This is a genomic window from Micromonospora sp. ALFpr18c, from assembly GCF_008868155.1.
GTDB lineage: Bacteria > Actinomycetota > Actinomycetes > Mycobacteriales > Micromonosporaceae > Micromonospora.
Window position 1 is genome coordinate 1 of record NZ_WBKR01000013.1, and the last position, 21,420, is coordinate 21,420.

Sequence of the window (21,420 nt, forward strand, 5' to 3'; positions counted from 1 at the left end):
CCCCCGACCCCCGCCTCGACCTGGACACCGCCAGCATGGCGATCGTCAAGACCATCCGGGACGACTTCGCCGACACGAGTTCGACCTACCGGGTCGAACCGAAGGAGTCCTTCCACGCGGTCGCCGACCACTACGCGCACCTCGGCTTCCAGGCGGCCCGCCGCTGACCCTCCCGGCCGACCGGGACACCGTCCGGCCCGACAACCCACCGTCACCGCAGCCCGCGCGTCCGCGTCGGCACCCGGCCGGGGGACCTCGATGGTCCCCCGGCCGACCGGCGTCCCACCGTCGGCGCCGGGCCCGACCCCTCAGGGAGCACCATGCGAACCGCGCACCGGACCTGCCCGATCTGCGACGCCGTCTGCGGCCTGCGGCTTACCCTCGACGACCACGACCACGTCACCGCCGTCCGGGGTGACCCCGACGACCCGTTCAGCGGCGGGTACGTCTGCCCGAAGGGTGCCAGCCTCGGCCGGCTCGACGAGGACCCGGACCGGCTGCGCACGCCGATGGTGCGCGACGGGGACCAGTGGCGGGAGGTGACCTGGGAGGAGGCGTTCCGCCGGGTCGACGAGGGCCTGAGCGGGGTGATCGCCGAGCACGGCCGCGAGGCGCTCGCCGTGTACTTCGGCAACCCGACCTACCACACCATGGCGGGCTTCATGTACCGCGAGCCGCTGACCCAGGCGTTGGGCAGCCGCAACATCTTCTCCGCCAGCACCATCGACCAGATTCCGAAGCACGTCTCGACCGGCTACATGTTCGGCGACCCCTTCGCCATCGCCGTGCCCGACGTGGACCGGACCGACCACCTGCTGATCATCGGGGCGAATCCGTTGGAGTCGCACGGTTCGCTCTGCGCCGCACCGGACTTCGCCGGCCGGTTGCGGGCGCTGCGGGCACGGGGTGGCCGGGTCGTCGTGGTCGACCCGCGCCGGACCCGGACCGCGGCGTTCGCCGACGAGCACCTGCCGGTCCGACCCGGCACCGACGCGTTCCTGCTCCTCGGGATCGTCCACACGCTGTTCGCCGAAGGGCTGACCCGGGTCGACATCGAGGTGGAGGGGCTCGACGAGATGCGCGCGCTGGCCGCCGAGTTCAGCCCGGAGGCGGTCTCCCCGGTCTGCGGGGTCGGCGCCGCCGACGTCCGGCGGTTCGCCCGGGACCTGGCCGCGGCCCCCACCGCCGCCGTCTACACCAGGGTGGGTACGTCCACCGTGGAGTTCGGCACGGTGGCCCAGTGGTTGGTCGACGTGGTGAACATCCTGACCGGCAACTTCGACCGCCCCGGCGGGGTGATGTTCACCCGGACGGCGGCGCTGGAGATCTTCCGCACCGGGCAGCCGTTCGCCACGGGCCGCTGGCACAGCCGGGTCCGCAAGCTGCCGGAGGTGCTCGGGGAGATCCCGGTGGCGACCCTCGCCGACGAGATCGACAGCCTGGGCGAGGGGCGGATCCGCGGGTTCGTCTGCATCGCCGGCAACCTGGTGCTCTCGGCGCCGAACGGGCCACGGCTCGACCGGTCGCTGCCCGACCTGGACTTCATGGTCGCGATCGACCCGTACCTCAACGAGACCACCCGGCACGCGGACGTCATCCTGCCGCCGCCGCGGATCCTCCAGATGCCGCACTACGACTTCCTGCTGCTGATCGTGACGGTCCGCAACTACACCCGGTTCTCGCCGCAGATCCTGCCGCTGGCACCGGGCCAGCCGTCCGAGGCCGAGATCATGGCCCGGCTGCTGCTGATCATCTCCGGTCAGGGCGCCGACGCCGACCCGGCGCTGGCCGACGAGGCGATCCTCGACGCGGTGCTGCGCGGCGGCACCTCCGTACCGGGCTCACCGTTGGCCGGCGCGGACGTGGCGCAGCTGCGCGCCGAGCTGACCGGTGACAGCGGCCCGGAGTTGATGCTCGACGCGATGCTGCGGCTCGGCCCGTACGACCTGTCGCTGGAGAAGCTGCGGGCCAACCCGCACGGCATCGACCTGGGTCCGCTGGAGCCGCGCCTGCCGGAGCTGCTGCGCACCGCCTCGGGGCGGGTCGAGCTGGCCCCGCCGCAGCTGACGGCGGACGTGGCGCGCCTGCGGGCCCGCTTCGCCGGGCCGCAGCCGGAGTTCCTGCTCGTGGGCCGCCGTCAACTGCGCTCGAACAACAGCTGGCTGCACAACACCTCCACCCTGGTGGGCGGCAGCAACCGCTGCACCCTGCACGTCAACCCGGCCGACGTGGCCCGGCTCGGGCTCGACGGGCATGCCGTCGTCCGGTCCGCCGCCGGCGAGGTGGTCGTCGCGGTCGAGGCGAACGACACGGTCATGGCCGGCGTGGTGAGCCTGCCGCACGGCTGGGGGCACCGCCGGACCGGACAACGGCTGGCGGCCCTGGACCCCGGGGTGAACGCCAACGCGCTCACCGACGAGACGGTCGTGGACGTGCTGTCCGGCAACGCCGTGTTCAGCGGGGTGCCGGTGACCGTCGCGCCGGCGCTGGCGCCGGCCGACTGACCCGCACAGCGCGGCGCCCCCGCCCGATCCGGCGGGGGCGCGTCGACGGGCGGATCCCCGGCGGGTTGGCGACGCTGCCACCCACCGGGGATCGTCCACCGGCCGGCCGGGGCCGGCGGCGGGGTCAACGGGGTACGGCCGGAGCACGCTCGCCGCGTCGGGGGTACGCCCAGAGCCGCATCGCGGGCCGTTCGACGAGGGTGTAGAGCACCCAGGAGACGAGGATGCAGACCAGGTAGACGCCCACCAGGAACGCGATGCCGGTGACCGTGTCGAACTGGTACGGCTGATACGCCGCCCGCACGCCGAGCTGACCGTTCACCGCGGCGTGCAGCAGGAACAGGACGTGCACGTGGACCAGGAAGAAGGCGTAGGAGATCTCGCCGAGCCACACCATCGGCCGGTTGTTCAGCAGTGATCCGCGCCCGGCCACGTCGCCCGCCGCGGCGGCGGTGATCAGCAGGGCCATCGGCACGAGCAGCACCGACTGGTAGCCGTCCATCAGGCTCAGCGGCACGGTCGCCGCGTAGACCACCACCAGCAGCAGCGCCGGCAGCAGGGGACGCAACCCGATCCAGCGACCCGAGATCAGGATCCGGGCCATCACCATGCCGACCAGGAACTCGAACAGTCGCGCCGGCGGGAAGAAGTAGACGAACCACTGTTCGGTCCAGCTCAGCGTGGTCGACATCGGGCTCAGCGGCGAGTCCGGCAGCGCCGCTCGGGCGATCACCGGCAGCAGCATCGCGCCGGCGGTGAACAGCCCGGCGGTGAGCCAGAGCCGCTGCGGCCGGATCCGGTTCACCAGCGGCAGCAGTGCCGGGAAGAGCGCGTAGAACAGCAGCTCGACCGAGAGCGACCAGGTGACGCCGTTGACGGCGAACAGGTGGTAGTTCGGGTCCGGGAGGAAGCCCTGGATGAGCGGGAGGCTGGCCAGGGTCGGCCCGAGCATGACCGGCAGACCGGCGACCAGCATCAGCGCCAGCACGCCGAGATAGACCACCACGTGATTGGGAAAGATCTTGAAGAAGCGTCGGCGGTAGAACGATCCGGTGGTGTCGGTCGACCGGGCCGACCAGGTGAGGACGAAACCACTGAGGACGAAGAAGAAGGCGACGCCGACCGAGCCGGTGTTGTGGGCGAGGATGCCGTACACCTCGTTGACGTCGTCGTTGCGGAACATCGGGTAGATCAGCCCGTGCCCGATGAACACCAGACTCGCGGCGATGATGCGCAGTGCGGTCAGGGATGGGAGTCTCGTCGGAACGGACTCCTTTGCCTGCGTCGCCGCCTCGTCTATCGCTGTCATATTCGCGGCCGTCCTTTCCAGGCGCCAGGCTTGTCTACACGGCTAACGCGACTGGCATTTGCGTTGCCGGCAATCTAGCAACGTGGATCCCTCGCCAGTTCTCTCGAATTGCGGAATTGCGGGTGGGTGCGGCCGGCCGGACCGGGCACCCGCACCGCCCATCGCAATCCGGAGGATGCGCAGGCCAGCCGAGGGACGAGACGGTTGACAGCGTCGTGTCAGCAGCAGACCGCGCCGTCCGCGGGACGAGGAGTTCCGCCTTTCCTCACGAGGGGTGGCCATGGCCGTGCCAACGAAGACCACATCGGAGCCGGGCTCGGCGGAGCTGCCGAGCTACCCGATTCCCCGGGAGTGCCCGTACCGGCCGTCGCCGGAGACCGCCCGGCTCCGTGAGCCTGGACCGATCTCGAAGGTCCGGCTGTACGACGGCAAGGTCGCCTGGTTCATCACCGGGCCGACCGAGGCCCGCGCCCTGCTCGCCGACCGCCGGGTCTGCAACCGCTCGGACTTCCCCAACTACCCGGTGATGGACGAACGCCACACCCGGATGCGGGCGACCCGCGAGATGGCCAAGGAGGAGGAGGGCGGCTTCGCCGGTGCCCTGTTCGGGGTGGACCCCCCGGAGCACACCCGGCAGCGGCAGATGCTCGTGCCACGGTTCACGGTGCGGCGGGTGGCGGTGCTCCGCCCCGAGATCGAGCGCATCGTCGAGGAGTGCCTGGACGCCCTCATCGACGAGGGATCGCCCGGCGACCTGGTGTCCACCTTCTCCACCCCGGTGCCGACCCGGGTGGTCTGCGCCTACCTCGGCGTGCCGTACGCCGACCGGGCCATCTTCGAGCCGCTGACCCGCGACCTGTTCGAGCCGGAACGGGCCGACGAGGCGATGGAGTGGCTGACCGCGTACCTGACCGGCCTGGTCGAGGCGCGGCAGGCGCAACCGGCCACCGGCCTCATCGACGACCTCATCGCCGGGCAGGTCTCCCAGGGCACCCTGACCCCGAAGGAGCTGGTCTCCTTCGCGATGGCGATCCTGGTCGCCGGCACCATCACCACCTCGAGCATCATCGGGCTGGGCACCCTGGCCCTGTTGGAGAACCCGGACCAGTACCAGCGCCTGGTGGCCGACCCCGACCTGGTGCCCGGCGCCGTCGAGGAGATGCTGCGCCACATCTCGCTGGTCGAACAGCTCGCCCGGGTGGCCGTGGAGGACATCGAGATCGGCGGACACGTGATCCGGGCCGGAGACGGCATTCTGGTCAGCTTCGCCGGCGCCAACCTCGACCCGACCGTCACCAGTCACCCGGACACCCTGGACGTCACCCGGCCGCCGTCCAACCACCTCGCCTTCAGCTACGGCATCCACCACTGCCTGGGGCACAACCTGGCCCGGCTGGAGCTGGACATCGCGTTCCGCGCCCTGGTGCGGCGGCTGCCCGACCTCCGGCTCGCGGTGCCGGCCGCGCAGATCCCCACCTTCCAGAGCGGGGACGTCCAGCGCCTGGCCTGCCTGCCCATCGTCTGGTGAGCCGCCCTCCGACCGCCACACCGGGCGCCCCGCCCGACGACCTGCCCACCCGCCGCAGTCCACGAGGAGTCCGATGCACAACCCAGACGGCGCGGTCGCGCTGAGCACCGAGGTGTTCGCCAACCCGTTGGCGCTGCTCACCGAGTTGGGCGAGCGACGCCCGGTTCACCGGGTGACCCTGCCGGACGGCATGCCCTCCGTCCTGGTCACCGGCAACCGCGAGGCGCGGGAGGCGTTGTCCGACCCCAGGTTGGTCCGCAGTGTCGAGGCCGCCGATCCGGAGCTGCACAAGTACCACCCGCTGGCCAGCGACGACTACCCGCTCTCCCGGCACATGCTCTTCGCGGACCCGCCGGACCACGCGCGGCTGCGGCGGCTGGTGTCCAAGGCGTTCACCCGCCGCCGGGTCGAGCAGATGAAGCCACGGATCCAGGAGATCACCGACCGGCTGCTCGACGCCGTGCTCGCGCAGGGGCAGGCGGACCTCGTCCGGGACCTGGCGCTGCCACTGCCGATCGCGGTGATCAGCGAGATGCTCGGCGTCCCGTTCGAGGACCGCGCCGAGTTCGAGCACCATGCCGAGACCCTCACCGGGATCAACGCCTCCGCCAGCTTCGACTCCATCATCGCCGCCGGCACCTGGTTCGACCAGTACCTCGGCGACCTGGTCGAGCTACGCCGCCAGGATCCCCGCGACGACCTGATCTCCGCCATGATCGCCGCGCAGGAGAAGGACGACCGGCTCAGCGACCTGGAGCTGCGCTCCAACGCGCTGCTGCTGCTCAGCGCCGGCTTCGAGACAACCGTCAACCTGGTGGCCAACGGGCTGCTGGCGCTGCTGCGTCACCCCGACGCCGCCGAGCTGCTGCGGTCCACCCCGACGCTGATGCCGAACGCGGTCGACGAGCTGCTGCGCTACGACAGCCCGGTCTCCTGCGTGACCTACCACTTCGCCCGGGAGCCGCTGGAGATCGGCGGCTTCGAGATCCGTGCCGGCGAGCACGTGGTGATCGCCGCCGCGGTGGCGAACCACGACCCGTCGGTCTTCACCGACCCGGGCCGGCTCGACGTGCGCCGCGAGAACAAGGGGCAGATCCTCAGCTTCAGCCACGGCATCCACTTCTGCCTCGGGGCGCCGCTGGCCAAGCTGGAGGGCGAGGTGGCGTTCGAGACGGTCCTGCGCCGGTTGGAGGGCCTCGCGCTCGCCGTACCGGCCGACGACCTGACGTGGAAGGCGAGCTTCGTCCTGCACCGTCTGGAGCGGCTGCCGGTGACGTTCACGCCGCGCCCCTGAGCGGGGCTCCTCGACGGCCGTCGTCGTGTCGGCCCAGGTACGCCAGGAGGCGGGCCTGCGCGTCGGCGTCGTCCGGGGGCGGGACCGCCGGCCCGAAACCGAACCGGACCTCCTCCTCGCCGACCAGCTCGATGGTGTGCCAGAGGTGATCCACGTCGGCCGGGTCGATGCGGGCCCGCCAGCCGAGGGCGCGAGCCAGGTCCCACTGGTGCACCACCAGTTCCATGCCGATCGCCCGGTCGACGACCTGCGTGTACGTCCAGTCGCCGAGCCGTCCGCCGACCCGTGCGCCGGCGACGTCGACGTCGGCGAGCGCGGCCTGGACCTGCTCCCGGATCGCGTGCCACGCCCCGGACGGGTCCTCGGCCAGCGACGGCACCGGCCGTGGTGTCACCCCGACCCGGCCGAAGTGGATGAGGTTCATCTCGGCGACGTGGGCCACCAGGTCCCGTACCGTCCAGTCCCCGCAGGGCGTCGGAGCGCCCCAGCCGGTGTCCGGCACCGTCGCGGCGGCGCGGGCGAAGGTCTCCACGCGCCGCACGTACCGGTCCGCGACCTCGTCCATCCCGGCACTATAGGACGCGTCCGGTGTCGGGACGGTCCACACGCGCCGGTGCCCGGCATCGGCGGGGACAGCCGTTACCGGGCACCGGGGATCGGGATCGGTCAACTGGGGTTGACCTTGCCGGCCTTGACGTCCAGCCGGGACAGCACGTCCACGATCGCCGAGGACGCCCGCTTGGCCTGCTGGTCGTCGAGGACCAGCGGCGGGGAGAGCACCAGCGTCGGGCCGTAGTTGCGGGTGATGACCCGGTGGTTCTCGTAGAGCTCGTCGGCGACGGCGAGGGCGAGGTCCGGCGCGACCGGCTCCCGCGTCTCGGGGTTGCTGACCAGCTCGATGCCGACGGTGGCGCCCTCGACCCGGACCTCGCCGACGGCCGGCAGCGCCGCGGCCGGCGCCAGCCCTGCGCGCAGCCAGTCGCCGATCTCCAGGGACCGCTTCAGCAGCCCCTCGTTCTCCAGCAGGTCCAGGTTGGCCAGGGCGACCGCGCAGGCGGTCGGGTGACCGGAGTAGGTGTGGCCGTGGAAGAAGCTGGCCTCCCCGGCGGCCATCACGTCGGCCACCCGGTCGCGCATCAGCACCGCGCCCAGCGGCAGGTAGCCGCTGGTCAGGCCCTTCGCGGTGACGATGATGTCGGCGTCCATGCCGCGCTCGGCGGAGTCGAACCAGGCGCCGGTACGCCCGAACGCCGTGATCACCTCGTCGGCGATCAGCAGGATGCCGTAGCCGGTGAGCAGCTCGCGCACCCGCGGCCAGTAGTCGGAGGGCGGCGCGATCACGCCGCCGCCGCCGAGGATCGACTCACCGATCATCGCGGCGACGTTCTCCGGCCCCAGTCGCTCGATCGTCGCCTCCAGCTCCCGCAGGAGGAAGTCGGTCGGGTCCGCGCCGCCGTACATCTCGCTGTGGTACGGGTACGGCGGGGTGACCTTCTCCACGTGCGGCAGGTTCGGGCCGACGCCGACCTGCATGTCCGGGATGCCGGTCGCGGTGCCGCCGCCCAGCGTGGCGCCGTGGTACCCGAAGTGCCGGGCGATGATCCAGTTGCGCTCGGTCTGCCCGCGCCGGTGGTGGAACAGCCGGGCCAGCTTGATGGCGGTGTCCACACCCTCGGAGCCACCCGAGGTGTAGAAGACGCGGTTGACGTCGCCCGGCGCGAGGTTGGCCAGGCGCTGGGCGAGCAGCGCCGACTTGTCGTTGCCGAACTCGAAGAAGCTGGTGAAGTGGGCCAGCTCGGTGATCTGCGCGGCGGCCGCCTCGGCCAGCTCCCGGCGGCCGTGGCCGACCTGGGCGACCCAGATGCCGCCGCCGAGCATGTCGAGCAGCTCCCGCCCCTCGGCGTCCCAGACGGTGGAGCCGACGCCGCGCACGATCATGCGGCGGAACGGCCGCTGGTCGCGCTGGTGCGAGTGCAGGACGTAGCGCTTGTCCAACTCCCCCAGCTCGGCACCGGACACGGCGCGCCCGGCTCTGGACGTAGAAATCGTCACGTGACTACTCCCTCGTTGCAGACGATGCGGGCTTCCCGGAACGTGGTGGCGACGACCGCGCGGGCAGGGTCCACTGTGGGCGCTACCGCACCGGCCGGCCGGGCGGTGGACTCCCCGAAACAATGGCAGCCGGTCGGGGCCCGAACATCTTCCGGCGTGCGCAGCGCCGGTCACGGTCGCGGCGGCGACCGGGCCGGGGAAATAAGCATTCTGGAAGATGCAAGCCGGCGGGGCCGCTGATTACCGTACGCGTTCGAGATGACGGTGCCGACACAGAGCGGAATGGACACCGCATTTACCAGGATGGGGGGAAAGATGCCTGTACGGGGCGGAAAGATAACCACGGCGGTGGCCGCGGTGTTGCTGGTGCTCACCGCCGGCTGCGCCGACGGCGGCTCGGGCGGCAGCGACGCCAAGGCCGAGGCGCCGGCCCCGGCGACACCGAAGGCGCCGGCCGACCTCAAGGACCTGCTGACCAACCCGCACGAGGACCAGAGCAAGGACGAGGTGCTGACCTTCGACTTCAAGCAGGTGGCGGAGAAGTCGCTGCTGGCGCCTCCGAAGGGGATGGCCTTCACTCCGGACTCGTGCGTGAACTACGTGACCATCGGCGACGCCGCCAGCACCCCGCTGCAGACCGCGCCGGCGGCCAGCATCGCCGGCCTGAACGGGTACATGCAGTTCAACACCGCGAGCCCGGTGGGCAAGGACCACAACCTGGGCCACGACAACTTCTTCGCGCAGTTCGTGGTCGAGCTGCCGGAGGGTCCGAAGCTGGAGGCGATGCACAAGGCCGCGACGGCGTGCGCCAAGGGCGACATCACGCTGGACGGCAAGGTCCCCGGCACGTTGAGCAACGTCGACTTCCAGACGCCACCCCTGGCCGGCGCCGAGACCAAGGGCCTGATCCAGCGGATCACCTTCCCGCCGCAGAAGGACAAGGCCGGCACCGACGTGCTCAAGACGTTCTACGGTGCGGTCGGCCCGGACGGGGGGATCGACCGCTTCAAGCACATCGTCATGGTGGTGATGGGCAACGTGCTGTACTACGGCATCGTCACCGACCCGGCCACGGCCAACAAGATGGCCGCGAACTTCCACCGGCTGGCCACCGCACGCGGTCTCTCCTGAACCCACCCCTTCCGTGCCCACGCCCGCTGCGGGCGTGGGCACGGTCGTGTCCGCGGTCGGGCCGCTCTCGGCCGCGGACGCACCGACCGGGGCAACACAGAAGATGCCCGCCCTGCCGTTGAATGCCACCATTACCTCGTGGCCGATAAGGCGAAAAACAGTCGGCACGCCATTCTCGGAGATTGCTGACCAGCGGTTCACCACCATTTCCCCGATTGAGGCGCAGTGCCTCACCCGGCCAGATTCCTCGTCCTCTTTCGACGAATGAGGAAATGGCATTGGCGGGGAGGCCGCGCAGAACCGTTGACAGCTTCCCCGGTTTCGCTCGACAGGTAGGAGATGGTAGCCGTGGGTTCCGAAGTTGGAAATCGCGTGGTGGTGCTCGGCGGGAGCATCACCGCGCTGTTCGCCGCCAGCGCGCTCAGCGAAGGCTACCGGGAGGTCGTCCTGGTCGACCGCGACGAGCTGATCGACGTCTGGGACGCGCGGCGGGGCGCGCCGCAGGGCCGGCACATCAACGGCCTCATCGCCCGGGGCTCCCGGGCGATGGAAGACCTGTTCCCCGAGATCACCGCCCAGATGGTCACCGCCGGTTGCCCGCTGACCGACCTGGCCGGCACGGTCAAGTGGTACATGAACGGCAGGCCGCTGGCCCAGACCCGGGCCGGCCTGACCTGCGTCGCCGCCCGGCGACCGGTCATGGAGGCGCACGTGCGGCGGCGGATCGCCGCCTTGAAGAACGTCACCTTCATGGAGCGCACCGACATCACCGGCCTGGTGTTCAGCACGGACAAGTCCCGGGTCATCGGCGCGCGGGTGCAGCGTCAGGGCGAGGGCAACCGCGAGGAGACACTCACCGCCGACCTCGTCGTCGACGCCACCGGGCGGGGCTCGCGTACCCCGGTCTGGCTGGAGGCGCAGGGCTACCAGCGCGTGCCGGAGGAGGGCACGAAGATCGGGCTCGGCTACGTCACCCGGCACTACAAGCTGCGCCACGACCCGTTCGGCACCAGCCACTCGATCATCTCGGTGGCGTCGCCGGACAACCCCCGCGGCGCCATCTTCACCAAGTCCGACGGCGGCAGGGTCGAGCTGACCACCTACGGCATCATGGGCGACCACCCGCCCACCGACCCGGAGGGCTTCAACCAGTTCGTCAAGTCGCTGTCCGCCCCGGAGATCTACGAGGGCATCTCCGACGCCGAGCCGCTCGACGACCCGGTGCTGTTCAAGTTCCCCACCACGCTGCGCCGGCGCTACGAGCTGATGTCCCGTTTCCCCGACGGCCTGCTGGTGCTCGGCGACGCGGTCTGCACCCCGAATCCGGTGTTCGCGCAGGCCCAGACGCTCGCCGCCCTGGAGGCGCTGGCGCTGCGGGACCTGCTGCGCACGGGCCAGGCCCCCCGGTCCAAGGAGTTCATGCGCACGGTAGGACGGATCATCGACCCGGCCTGGGAGATGACCGAGGCGATCAACCTGACGTTCCCCGACGTCGAGGGCCGGCGTACCCGCAAGGTGCAGCTGCTGCACGCCTACATGAAGCGGCTGCACCTGGCCGCCACCAAGGACGCCAGCCTCACCGAGGCGTTCATGCGCTCCGCCGGTCTGGTCGACCCGCTGGAGGCGCTGCTGCGCCCGAGCGTGGTCTGGCGGGTGATGCGTCACTCGCGGGCCGAGATGCCGCTGCTCGGCGGGCGGATCTGACCCGCCGGTCACCCGGGGCCTGGTCGCTTCCCGGTGTGACCGACACCGCCGGTACGCCGGCCCGCCGGACCCCGTCCCACCAGGGACGGGGTCCGTTCGTCGTGGTGGTCGGCGCGTGTCGAACCGCCCCCGACGCCCGCCGGGAGCACGTATCCTCCGACGAGGCGTCGACCGGGCGCGCCGGGCGCCGGCGGATCCGGGGCGCCCGGCGGCGTACCCGGCCGCCCCGTCGGCCACCAGCGACAGCTCGCCCGAGGGGGGACCATGACCACCCGCAAGCCCAGCGAAGCCCGGATCCGCACCCGGATGGCCCGGACCGGCGAGAGTTACGCGACCGCGCGTGCCGGCCTGTCCGGCGCCCGGACGTCGCCGAAGCCGGTCACCGACGCCGGCTGGGCGCTACGGGGCGGGTTGCACGCCGAGACCTCCAACGTGACCAACGTGCTGACCCATCTCGGCGGCGACGCCACCGGGGCGCACCTGAGCGAGGCGATGCTGCTCGGCGTCGGCGGCGGCCTCGGAGCCGGCTACATGCTCTGGGAGATCAAGGGGCAGACGCCGAACCTGTTCCTGGGATTCCGGTACCGGTGGACGTTTCACGACTGGGCCGAGCGCACCATGGACCGGCTCGGCGTCGGCTACCAGGTGAAGACGACCGGCAGCAGCAAGGCCGCCGCCACCACGCTGCACGAGCAGCTCACCGACGGCAACCCGGTCCTCATCGCACCGGACCGGCAGCTGGTCGGGTACTGGCACCTGCCCGCGGCACCAGCCCTGGCCGGCCGCGGCCGTCCGGTCTTCGCCGGCGCCCGGCGCAGCCCCCTGGTGGCGTACGCGCTCACCGACGACGGCATCCGGGTCGACGACCGCAACCTCGCCCCGCTCACCGTCGACGCGGACATCCTCGCCGAGGCCCGGGCCCGGGTCAGCTCCACCAAGAACCGCATGATCGTGGTGCACACGGTGCCCGAGACGTACGCCCTGGCCGACGCCGTACGGGCCGGCATCGCCGACTGCGTCGCGCACCTGGACGCCAAGGCGGCCACGGTGGCGTTGCCGGCGTGGAGCAAGTGGAGCCGCCTGGTCACCGACGAGCGCAACGCCAAGGGCTGGCCCACGTTGTACGGCAAGGCCGGGATGGCCACCACGCTGCTGTCGGTCTGGGAGCACGTCGAGCCGGCCGGGCTCACCGGCGGCAACCTGCGCGACCTCTACGCGGACTTCCTGGACGAGGCGGCGCCCCTGCTCGGCGACTCCGCCGACGCGGCGGCGGACGCGGCGCAGCTGTTCCGCCAGTCCGCCCGGCTGTGGCACGAGATCGCCGAGACGGCGCTGCCCTGGGACGTCCCCGAGTACGCCCGGCTGCGGGAGCTGGTCGCCACCATCTCCGCCGGTGTCGCGGCCGGCGACCCGGCCGTCGCCGACCGCGCCGAGGCCGCCGACACGCTGTGGGACCTGATCGCCGAGTACGACCGCAAGCCGCCCGCCGAGCCGGACCTGCCCCGGTTGTCCGAGCAGATCCAGGCGGTCTACGACACCGAGCGGGAGGCCGTCGGGGCGCTGCGCCACGTGGTGGGCTGAGCCCTACCGGTCGCGCAGCACGTCGCGCAGCCCGCGCAGGTCCTGGAACGAGTCGAGGTCGTCGACCAGCCAGCCGTCGAGGTCGTACTCGCCCAGACACCTGTCGACGAACGCCTTGTAGCTGTCCAGTTCGCCACCGAGGATCTGGGCGTTGAGCAGCTCGACCCGTGTGTTCTCGTGGTTGCCGGCGTAGTTGCGCTCGTACAGCTCGTGCCGGCCACCGAACTCGGAGCCGACCGCGTCCCAGAGCAGCTTCATCAGCTTGACCCGCTCGACCGCGTCGACGCCGCCCGACCCGCGGACGTACTTGTCGAGGTAGCGACGCAGGTCCGGGTTGGCGAAGTCCTCCGCGCTGGAGTTGACGTAGATGAGGCCGCTGGCCACGTCCTGCAGGACGATCTCCCGTACCCGGGCGTAGCCGACCTGCATGAACCAGCGGTACGCCATGCCGTAGGCCGGGTTGGGCAGGACCGCGCCGTTGTGCCACGGCACCGGGTTGCGGGCGGCCGCGTCGGAGAGCCCCCAGAACAGGTTGCGCCAGGCGAGCACCTCCCCGAGCCGGCTCTGCACGCCCCGGAAGTCGGACGTCCCGGTGGTGTCCAGGGCCTTGGCCAGCAGGCCGGCGATGAATTCGAGTTTCACGGCGAGGCGGGTGCAGCCGTGGAAGGTGAAGCGTTCGGTGAAGCCGGACCGGCCGGCGAACATCTGCACCTTGCCGAGGTCCCCGTAGATGAACACGTTCTCCCACGGGATGAGGACCTTGTCCAGCACCAGGATCGTGTCGTTCTCGTCCAGTCGGGACGACAGCGGGTAGTCGAACGGGCTGCCCATGACGGCGGCGCTGGCCGAGTAGGACGGTCGACAGATCAGCTTCATCCCCGGCGCGTCCATCGGCACGGTCGCGACCAGGGCGAACTCCCGCTTGCGGACCGGAAGGCCGTAGTGGGCCAGGAAGTTGTGGTGGGTCAGCGCCGAGGCGGTGGCGACGACCTTCGCGCCGCTGACGATCACCCCGGCGTCGGTCTCGCGCTCCACGTGGACGAAGACGTCGGAGACCTCGTCCGGCGGCCGGGACCGGTCCACCGGCGGGTGCACGATGGCGTGGTTCCAGTACAGGACCTTCTCCTGCGCCTCGCGGTACCAGCGGCGGGCGTTGTCGGCGAACGGATCGTAGAAGTCGGCGTTGGCGCCGAGCGTGCCGAGGAACGCGGCCTTGTAGTCCGGGCTGCGTCCCATCCAGCCGTAGCTCAACCGGGCCCACGCCGCGATGGCCTGCTGGTCGGCGACGAGATCCTCGGCGGAGTGGGGGGTGGTGAAGAACCGGTGCGTCCAGCCCTCGCTGCCGGTGTCCGTGGGCGTGGTCAGCACCGGACGGGACCGCGGGTCGTGCAGCGCGTCGTAGAGCCGGGCGGTCATCCGTACCGGGTTGCGGAAGGCGGGGTGCCGGGTGACGTCGCGGACCCGGTCGCCGTAGAGGTAGATCTCCCGTCCGTCGCGCAGGGACTCGACGTACTCGTCACCGGTCATCGGGCGGGTCCGGCGGACGCCGGTCGTCGGACGGTCAACCAACTCGGTCATGGAACGCCTTTCGCCGGGCCGGGCAGGCCGCCGGGCGGGACGGACCGGGCAGCCGTCGCGCCTTGTCTGGTCCGCATTCAGCATGGTGAGCGCCGGAGAGCGGGACAAGGTGGTACGCCGCAGAGCGCAACCGGGAAGACGCCGGTGGTCGCGTCGGACGATCCGGGACACCGGAGTCGCGGGGAGCGATGACTTTTGCCCGGGCCTGCCGTCTCAACAGTGAGCCGCAGGACAGCGCGGCCGATATCGAGAGGACCAAGACCATGACTACAGTCGACGGGCAGGCGGGCGCAGCCGCCGCCCCGGCCGTGGCTCCTCGGGCCACCTGGCGGGAGTGGCTCGGCCTGGCCGTTATGTGCCTGCCCACCATGTTGACGACGGTGGATCTCAACGTCATGTTCCTGGCGTTGCCACACGTGACCGCTGATCTGGGGCCGAGCAGCACCGAGCAGTTGTGGATCTCCGACATCTACGGGTTCCTGATCGCCGGTTTCCTGGTCACGATGGGGACGCTCGGTGACCGGGTCGGCCGCAAGAAGGTCCTGCTGTTCGGTGGCGCGGCGTTCCTCGCGGCGTCGCTGCTGGCCGCGTTCGCGACCTCCACGATCGTGCTGATCATCGCCCGCGCCCTGCTCGGCGTGGCCGGCGCGACGCTGATCCCGTCGATCCTCGCGCTGCTCCGGACGATGTTCAAGGACCCGAAGCAGATGGGCGCCGCGATGGGCCTCTGGGGTACGTCCCTGATGGCCGGTGTGGTGCTCGGCCCGGTGATCGGCGGCCTGATGCTGGGCGCGTTCTGGTGGGGCTCGGTGTTCCTGCTCGCCGTCCCGATCATGGGTCTGCTGCTGATCGCCGGCCCGGTGCTGATCCCCGAGTCGAAGGACCCGACCGCGGGCCGACTGGACCTGTTCAGCGTGGCGCTGTCCCTGCTGGCCATCCTGCCGTTCGTCTACGGTCTCAAGGAGCTGGCGCGCAACGGCTGGGAGCCGGTGCCGCTGATCGCCCTCGTCGCGGGGCTGGTCTTCCTCGTCGTCTTCCTGCGCCGGCAGGCCCAGCTGGCCCACCCGCTGCTGGACCTGAGCCTGTTCAGGATCCGCGCGCTCTCGACGGCGCTGACGATGGCCCTGATGATCGCCTTCGTCATGGGCGGCGCCGGTCTGATGGGCAGCCTCTACATGCAGATGGTCGAGGGGCTCACCCCGGTGCGGGTCGGCACCCTGCTGCTGATCCCGTCCCTCGTGATGATCGTCGTCGGCAACCTGGCGCCGGCGATCGCCCGCAAGGTCCGTCCGGCGTACGTGCTCACCGGCGGCTCCCTGATCGCGGCGGTCGGCATGGTGGTGCTGACGCAGGTGGGCAGCACCGCCGGGTTGACCACCCTGCTGGTCGGTCTGGCGATCGTCTACGTCGGTGGCGCGTCCGTCGGCCCGATGACCCCGTTCCTGGTGATGTCCTCCACGCCTCCGGAGAAGGCCGGCGCCGCCGGGTCGCTCTCCTCGGCCGTCGGCGAGCTGGGTGTCGCCCTGGGTGTGGCCATCCTCGGCCTCATCGGCACCGCCACGTACCGGGGTCAGGTCACCGTCCCGGGCGAACTGCCGGCGGACGCCGCGGCCACCGCCAAGGAGAGCATCGCGGGTGCGACCGTGGTGGCCGAGCAGGTCGGTGGCCCGTCCGCGGGTTCGCTGCTCGACTCGGCCCGGGAGGCGTTCACCAGCGGCCTGAACACCGTCGCGCTGGTCTGCGTCTTCGTCTTCGTCGCCCTGGCCGTGGTGGCGTTCCTCGGGTTGCGGCACGTGCCGTCGCTCGGTGACATGCCGATGCCGGGCATGCCCCCGAAGGAGGCCAAGCCGGCACCGGAGACCGCCGACTCGGCGCAGCCGGTGCACTGACGCACCGGCCCCTCGTATCGCGGCCGCTCCGGTCACCCGCTCGGGTGCCCGGGGCGGCCGGCGTACGTGCTCGACGTCCCCATGCCGCGCGGCGGGCGAGCCGCGCCCGACGGGACATGCGACACCGCCGGGACATGCCGGGGCCGGCGGGACATGCGACACCGGCGGGACATGCCGGGGCCGGCGGGACACGTCGCGCCCCGGGCCGGTGCTCCGGCCCGGGGCGGTGTCCGGCGGTGGACGGGGATCAGGCAGCCGGTGGCGCCGCCGTGTCGGCCGTGGGCGTGGCCAGTGCCGGGGTGGCGGGCGGGGCGGCCGGTCGCAGCGGCGCGTGTCGCAGCACCCGCAGCACCATCGACGGCCGCATCAGCGCCTGTGGTGGGTCGATCAGGCCGGCCACGCGCATGAAGCCGTCAGTCACCCGGGCGTCCCTGGTGGCCGCGTACTGCACTCGGGCCATGTAGGCGTTACCGACCCGCACCTGCAGCGTGCGCCGGCCCTGCACGCCCGGGAAGTCCAGGTCGCCGCCGGCGGAGATGTCCCACGGCGTGTCGATCACGCGGGACATGTCGGCCATGAACGCGCCCGTCTGCGGCGGTCGTCCCAACCGCAGGTGCTCGCGCAGCTTCAGCGCCTCAATGGACGCGACGCTCATCCCCTGCCCGTAGACCGGGTTGAAGCTGCACACCGCGTCGCCCATGACGAGGAGCCGGTCGGGCATCCGGGTCAGCCGCTCGTAGCGCCGCCGGACGCTCGCCGGGAAGGTGAACGACACCGGGTCGTCGAGCGCCTCGGCGTCACGCACCGCGTCGTAGACGTCCGGCACCGGCAGCGAACGGACGAAGGCGAGGAAGCCTTGGGGGTCGGTCGGCGGGTGGTCGCCGAGCACCCCGGTCAGCGACAGGATGCAGACGTCCCGGCCGACCTGCCCGAAGAAGGCGCCACGGGGGTGCGCGGGCGACGCGACCGGGTTGATCGACTGGACGCCGTCGAACATCTCCGGACGCAGCCGGTAGTGCCGGGTGGTGTAGGCCAGCCCAACCTTGACCCGGTCCTCCTCCGGCCGCTGGTAACCGAGTTCCGCCAGCCAGGCCGGGGTACGCGAGCCGCGCCCGGTGGCGTCGACCACCAGGTCGGCGTCCAGTTCCTGCGGTTGGGCGTCGGTGGCGCGCGAGCGGACCCGGACACCGACGACGCGTTCCCGGTCGTCGGTGGTGGTCAGGCCGAGGACGTCGTGCTGCTCCAGGAACCGCACGTTGGGCAGGGCCGCCACCCGGCTGCGGACGTGGTGTTCCAGCACCGGCCGGGGGGCGGTCACCGAGACCAGGCCGGTGCGGGCGGGAAGGATTTTGCGGGCGTTGAAGAACCAGCGCATCTCGCCGAGGTCACCGGTCGGCACGCCATCGGCGGTCAGCTCGTCGGTGATGCCGGGGAAGAGTTCCTCCATGTTCAGGTGACCGCGGGCGTGCAGGCCGTGCGCGTGCACCGTGTGCGGTGCGCCGCGGCGGGGCTCGCGTACGCCCAGCAGCGTGTCCCGGTCGACGACCAGGACCTCGCCGTAGGACTCGGCCAGCACCCGGGCGGCGAGGACGCCGGCCATGCTGCCGCCCAGCACGACGGCGCGTCTACCGATCTCACTCACTGCCGCAACCTCCCTGACGACGACCGGTTCGATCGGCCGGCGGCGACGGGGCCGGGGACGCCGCGGCGGTCGCCGCACGGGCCGCACGGCCAGCGTCACGGTCACCCGGTGCCGGTCGCATCCTTTGACGTGCGGTACGGGTGACGGACGTTCCCGACGTGACCGAAGGTGAGCTGACCGACACCGTGGCCGTGTTACGGTTCTGGCCGACCGTCATCGAGCAGTTGCTGTCGGGAGCGGGGCACGATCCGTGAGCCTTGTCAAGGTCAACTCCACCCAGTTCGAGGCAGGCCCGTCGATGCCCCTCGACGAGGTCACCTTCGGCCGCCTGGTCGAGACCCACCGCCGCGAACTGCAGGTCCACTGCTACCGGATGCTCGGGTCCTTCGAGGACGCCGAGGACCAGGTCCAGGAGACGTTTCTGCGGGCCTGGCGCAAACGGGACACGTTCGAGGCCCGGTCCACGTTCCGCGCCTGGCTCTACCGCATCGCGACGAACGCCTGCCTGGACTTCCTCAGCCGCCACCCCCGCCAGCCCCGGGCCGGCCGCGGCCCACTGCTGTCGGAGGGCGGCGCCCGTTCCACCACACCCGACGAGGTGTACTGGCTGCAGCCCTATCCGGACCGGCTGCTCGAGCCGGCCGCGCCGGCCGACGCCCAGCCGGACGCGGCGGTGGTCGCCAAGGAGACCATCGAGTTGGCGTTCCTGGTCGCGATCCAGCACCTGCCACCGCGCCAGCGGGCCGTGCTGATCCTGCGCGACGTCCTCGGCTGGCCCGCCGCCGACGCGGCCGAGCTGCTGGAGGTCAGCGTCGCGTCGGCCAACAGCGCCCTGCAGCGGGCCCGGGCCAACCTCAAGGACCACCTGCCGCCACACCGGATCGAGTGGGCGCCCGCGGAGGACCCGACCGACGAGGAACGAGCGCTCCTGCAGCGCTACATGGGGGTGCTGGAGCGCGCCGACGCGGGTGCGATGGCCCAACTGCTGCGCGAGGACATCCGGATCACCATGCCGATGTCGGTGCCCTGCGTGCCGGGGATGCCCGATCCGGCCTGGTGGGGGCGGTCCGCCTTCCTGGCCAGCCTGCGTGACGTGCTCGACCCGGGTTCGCCGGCCTACCTCGGCCAATGGCGCAGTGTGCCGACCCGGGCCAACCGGCAGCCGGCGGCGGCCCACTACGTACGCCGTCCGGGTGACACCGCGTTCCGCCCGCAGGTGCTGGAGGTGCTCCGGATCTCCGACGGCAAGATCGTCGAGATCACGGCCTTCGAGCCGGACCTGTTCCCGGCGTTCGGCCTGCCGACGACCCTGTGACCGATCGCCCCCGCGCAGGGGCGACACCCACCCGCCGCGCCGGGTCGGGCGACCACGCTGACGTGCGGCCGAGCACCGCCGGCCGCAACGCATTCGGGGAGATGCGGGGCACATCCCGCCTCTGTGATCCTCGGGGTTGACCGGCCGCGCCGACCGGCGCCCGTCCCCGGTGGAGCAGCAGCCCCGCACCGCACACGCCCGCCGTGGCGACCGGGGACGCCCGCACCGCCCAGCCGACATGTCCAAGGAGGGTGCTTTGCTCACCACCGATGTCCCGATGGCCGAGGACCTCGTCCGACGCGCCTGCGACCTCGTACCCGTGCTGCGCGGGCACGCGGCCTGGTCCGACGAGAACCGCCGCGTCCACGACGAGGCTATCGACGCGCTGGCCGACGCCGGCGTCTTCAGGTTGCGCCGGCCGGTCCGGTACGGCGGCTACGAGGTGGACACCCGGACGCTGGTCGAGGTCGCCTCGGAACTGGGCCGGGGAGACGGCTCCGCCGCCTGGGTCGCCTCGGTGTACTGGATCCCCACCTGGATGGTGGGCCTCTTTCCGGACCACGTGCAGGACGAGGTCTTCTCGACCCCCGACGTACGGGTCTGCGGCACGCTGAGCCCCACCGCCACGGCCGCCCCGGCCGACGGCGGTGTCGTGGTCAACGGCAAGTGGGGTTTCATCAGCGGCGCGCTGCACGCGCACTGGCAGGAGATCGTCGCCGTGCAGTTCAGCCCGCAGGGCGAGCCGATGCCGATCGTGGCGCTGGTGCCGATGTCGGACCTGCAGATCATCGACGACTGGCACACCGGTGGCCTGCGCGGCACCGGCAGCGTCAGCACTGTCGCACAGGACCTGTTCGTCCCGGCGGACCGGGTGCTGCCGCTGGGTGCCATCGTGCAGGGGCAGAGCGCGTCGACGGCCAACGCGGCGTCGCCGATGTACCGGTCTCCCCTGCTGCCGGTCGCCTCGGCCTCCTCGGTCGGCAGTGTCGTCGGGCTGACCCGGGCGGCCCGCGAGGTCTTCTTCGAGCGGCTGCCCGAGCGCAAGATCACCTACACCGACTACGACCGTCAGCAGGACGCGCCGATCACCCACCACCAGGTGGCCGACGCGGTGCAGAGAAGCGACGAGGCGGAGTTCCACGCGCAGCGACTGGCCGCCCTGGTCGACGGCAGGGCCCTGGACGGCTCGCCGTGGACGATCGAGGAGCGGGCCCGGGCCCGCGCCCAGCTCGGCGCGGTGTGCCGGCGTGGGAAGGAGGCGGTGGACGTCTTCGCCCTCGCCAGCGGCGGCTCGTCGGTCTACAACGACGTACCCATCCAGCGGATCGCCCGCGACGTGCAGGCGATCAACCTGCACGCGCTGATGAACCCCACCACCAACGCGGAGTTGTACGGGCGGATCCTCTGCGGACTCGCCCCGAACACCCTCTACCTCTGAGCACGTGCCCTACGACGGAAGGATCCCTCCCGTGACCACGAACAGTCTCGCACCGGACGTGTCCGCCGACGACCAGGCCGCCGTCGCCGCGGTACCCGGACGCATCGTGCAGGCGTGGGCGGCGAACGACGCCGACGCCTTCGCCGACGTGTTCACCGCCGACGGCACGATGATCCTGCCCGGCCTGACCCAGAAGGGCCGCGACGACATCCGCGCCTTCATGGCCAAGGGCTTCGCCGGCCCGTACAAGGGCACCCAGGTGACCGGTCAGCCCTTCGACGTGCGTTTCCTCGGCGCCGACGTGGCCCTCCTGCTCACCGAGGGCGGCGTCCTCGGCCCGGGTGAGACGGAGGTGCCCGCCGAACGCGCCATCCGCGCCTCGTGGCTGCTGGTGCGCACCGACGAGGGCTGGCGACTCGCCGCCTACCAGAACAGCCCGCGCGACGCCGGCTGAC

At 71.6% G+C, this 21,420-nt stretch carries 16 protein-coding genes and 1 pseudogene; 12 read left to right on the forward strand and 5 right to left on the reverse strand.

Features of this window, described 5'->3' with window-relative positions; all coding sequences use genetic code 11:
- Together F8271_RS04680 and F8271_RS04685 are read left to right on the forward strand one after the other, a co-directional pair.
- A pseudogene (locus tag F8271_RS04680) lies at nt 1–167 on the forward strand (abortive infection protein); the annotation flags it as partial.
- Between the two features lie 153 nt (nt 168–320).
- Complete coding sequence (locus tag F8271_RS04685; protein WP_151488405.1) at nt 321–2,504, forward strand: molybdopterin-dependent oxidoreductase; 2,184 nt, start codon at nt 321–323, stop codon at nt 2,502–2,504.
- Nucleotides 2,505–2,628: 124 nt separating this feature from the next.
- Here F8271_RS04685 and F8271_RS04690 read toward each other — a convergent pair whose 3' ends face one another.
- Nucleotides 2,629–3,813, reverse strand: a complete 1,185-nt coding sequence (locus F8271_RS04690) for an acyltransferase (RefSeq protein ID WP_151488406.1) — start codon at nt 3,811–3,813, stop codon at nt 2,629–2,631.
- Nucleotides 3,814–4,093: 280 nt separating this feature from the next.
- On the opposite strand from F8271_RS04690, the gene F8271_RS04695 reads away from it, so the two are divergent.
- Together F8271_RS04695 and F8271_RS04700 are read left to right on the forward strand one after the other, a co-directional pair.
- Entirely contained in the window at nt 4,094–5,341 is a 1,248-nt protein-coding gene (locus F8271_RS04695; protein ID WP_151488407.1) for a cytochrome P450, read from the forward strand.
- A gap of 73 nt (nt 5,342–5,414) precedes the next feature.
- Nucleotides 5,415–6,635, forward strand: coding sequence for a cytochrome P450 (locus F8271_RS04700; protein WP_151488408.1), 1,221 nt, complete (start codon nt 5,415–5,417; stop codon nt 6,633–6,635).
- Here the strand turns inward: F8271_RS04700 and F8271_RS04705 are convergent.
- Nucleotides 6,619–7,200, reverse strand: a complete 582-nt coding sequence (locus F8271_RS04705; protein ID WP_151488409.1) for a TIGR03086 family metal-binding protein — start codon at nt 7,198–7,200, stop codon at nt 6,619–6,621. The genes F8271_RS04700 and F8271_RS04705 overlap by 17 nt on opposite strands.
- A gap of 101 nt (nt 7,201–7,301) precedes the next feature.
- Complete coding sequence (locus F8271_RS04710) at nt 7,302–8,687, reverse strand: aspartate aminotransferase family protein (RefSeq protein ID WP_225854163.1); 1,386 nt, start codon at nt 8,685–8,687, stop codon at nt 7,302–7,304.
- A gap of 315 nt (nt 8,688–9,002) precedes the next feature.
- Here F8271_RS04710 and F8271_RS04715 point away from each other — a divergent pair, with 315 nt between their 5' ends.
- The 4 genes from F8271_RS04715 to F8271_RS04735 all read left to right on the forward strand — a co-directional run bounded on the left by F8271_RS04715 (nt 9,003) and on the right by F8271_RS04735 (nt 13,103).
- Nucleotides 9,003–9,818, forward strand: a complete 816-nt coding sequence (locus F8271_RS04715; RefSeq protein ID WP_151488410.1) for a hypothetical protein — start codon at nt 9,003–9,005, stop codon at nt 9,816–9,818.
- Between the two features lie 34 nt (nt 9,819–9,852).
- Nucleotides 9,853–10,086, forward strand: a complete 234-nt coding sequence (locus F8271_RS04720) for a hypothetical protein (RefSeq protein ID WP_151488411.1) — start codon at nt 9,853–9,855, stop codon at nt 10,084–10,086.
- An 80-nt stretch (nt 10,087–10,166) separates the two neighbouring features.
- Nucleotides 10,167–11,522: an NAD(P)/FAD-dependent oxidoreductase gene (locus F8271_RS04725; protein WP_225854164.1), complete on the forward strand. Its 1,356-nt coding sequence runs from the start codon at nt 10,167–10,169 to the stop codon at nt 11,520–11,522.
- A 264-nt stretch (nt 11,523–11,786) separates the two neighbouring features.
- Complete coding sequence (locus F8271_RS04735) at nt 11,787–13,103, forward strand: DUF4872 domain-containing protein (RefSeq protein ID WP_225854165.1); 1,317 nt, start codon at nt 11,787–11,789, stop codon at nt 13,101–13,103.
- Nucleotides 13,104–13,106: 3 nt separating this feature from the next.
- Here F8271_RS04735 and F8271_RS04740 read toward each other — a convergent pair whose 3' ends face one another.
- A complete protein-coding gene (locus F8271_RS04740) occupies nt 13,107–14,681 on the reverse strand; it encodes a 4-hydroxyphenylacetate 3-hydroxylase family protein (protein ID WP_151488414.1) in 1,575 nt (524 codons plus the stop codon).
- A gap of 263 nt (nt 14,682–14,944) precedes the next feature.
- Between F8271_RS04740 and F8271_RS04745 the strand changes: the two genes are divergently transcribed.
- Nucleotides 14,945–16,570: an MFS transporter gene (locus tag F8271_RS04745; protein WP_151488415.1), complete on the forward strand. Its 1,626-nt coding sequence runs from the start codon at nt 14,945–14,947 to the stop codon at nt 16,568–16,570.
- Nucleotides 16,571–16,817: 247 nt separating this feature from the next.
- Here the strand turns inward: F8271_RS04745 and F8271_RS04750 are convergent, their stop codons facing one another.
- On the reverse strand, nt 16,818–18,212 hold the full coding sequence (locus F8271_RS04750; RefSeq protein WP_151488416.1) for an NAD(P)/FAD-dependent oxidoreductase: 1,395 nt from the start codon (nt 18,210–18,212) through the stop codon (nt 16,818–16,820).
- A 298-nt stretch (nt 18,213–18,510) separates the two neighbouring features.
- On the opposite strand from F8271_RS04750, the gene F8271_RS04755 reads away from it, so the two are divergent.
- From F8271_RS04755 to F8271_RS04765, 3 genes are all read left to right on the forward strand, one after another.
- Nucleotides 18,511–19,527 (forward strand): RNA polymerase subunit sigma-70, encoded by a 1,017-nt coding sequence (locus F8271_RS04755; protein WP_151488446.1) that lies wholly within the window; start codon nt 18,511–18,513, stop codon nt 19,525–19,527.
- Nucleotides 19,528–19,765: 238 nt separating this feature from the next.
- Nucleotides 19,766–20,965, forward strand: a complete 1,200-nt coding sequence (locus tag F8271_RS04760; protein ID WP_192580141.1) for an acyl-CoA dehydrogenase family protein — start codon at nt 19,766–19,768, stop codon at nt 20,963–20,965.
- A gap of 31 nt (nt 20,966–20,996) precedes the next feature.
- Complete coding sequence (locus tag F8271_RS04765; RefSeq protein WP_151488418.1) at nt 20,997–21,419, forward strand: SgcJ/EcaC family oxidoreductase; 423 nt, start codon at nt 20,997–20,999, stop codon at nt 21,417–21,419.
- Nucleotide 21,420: the final 1 nt, after the last annotated feature.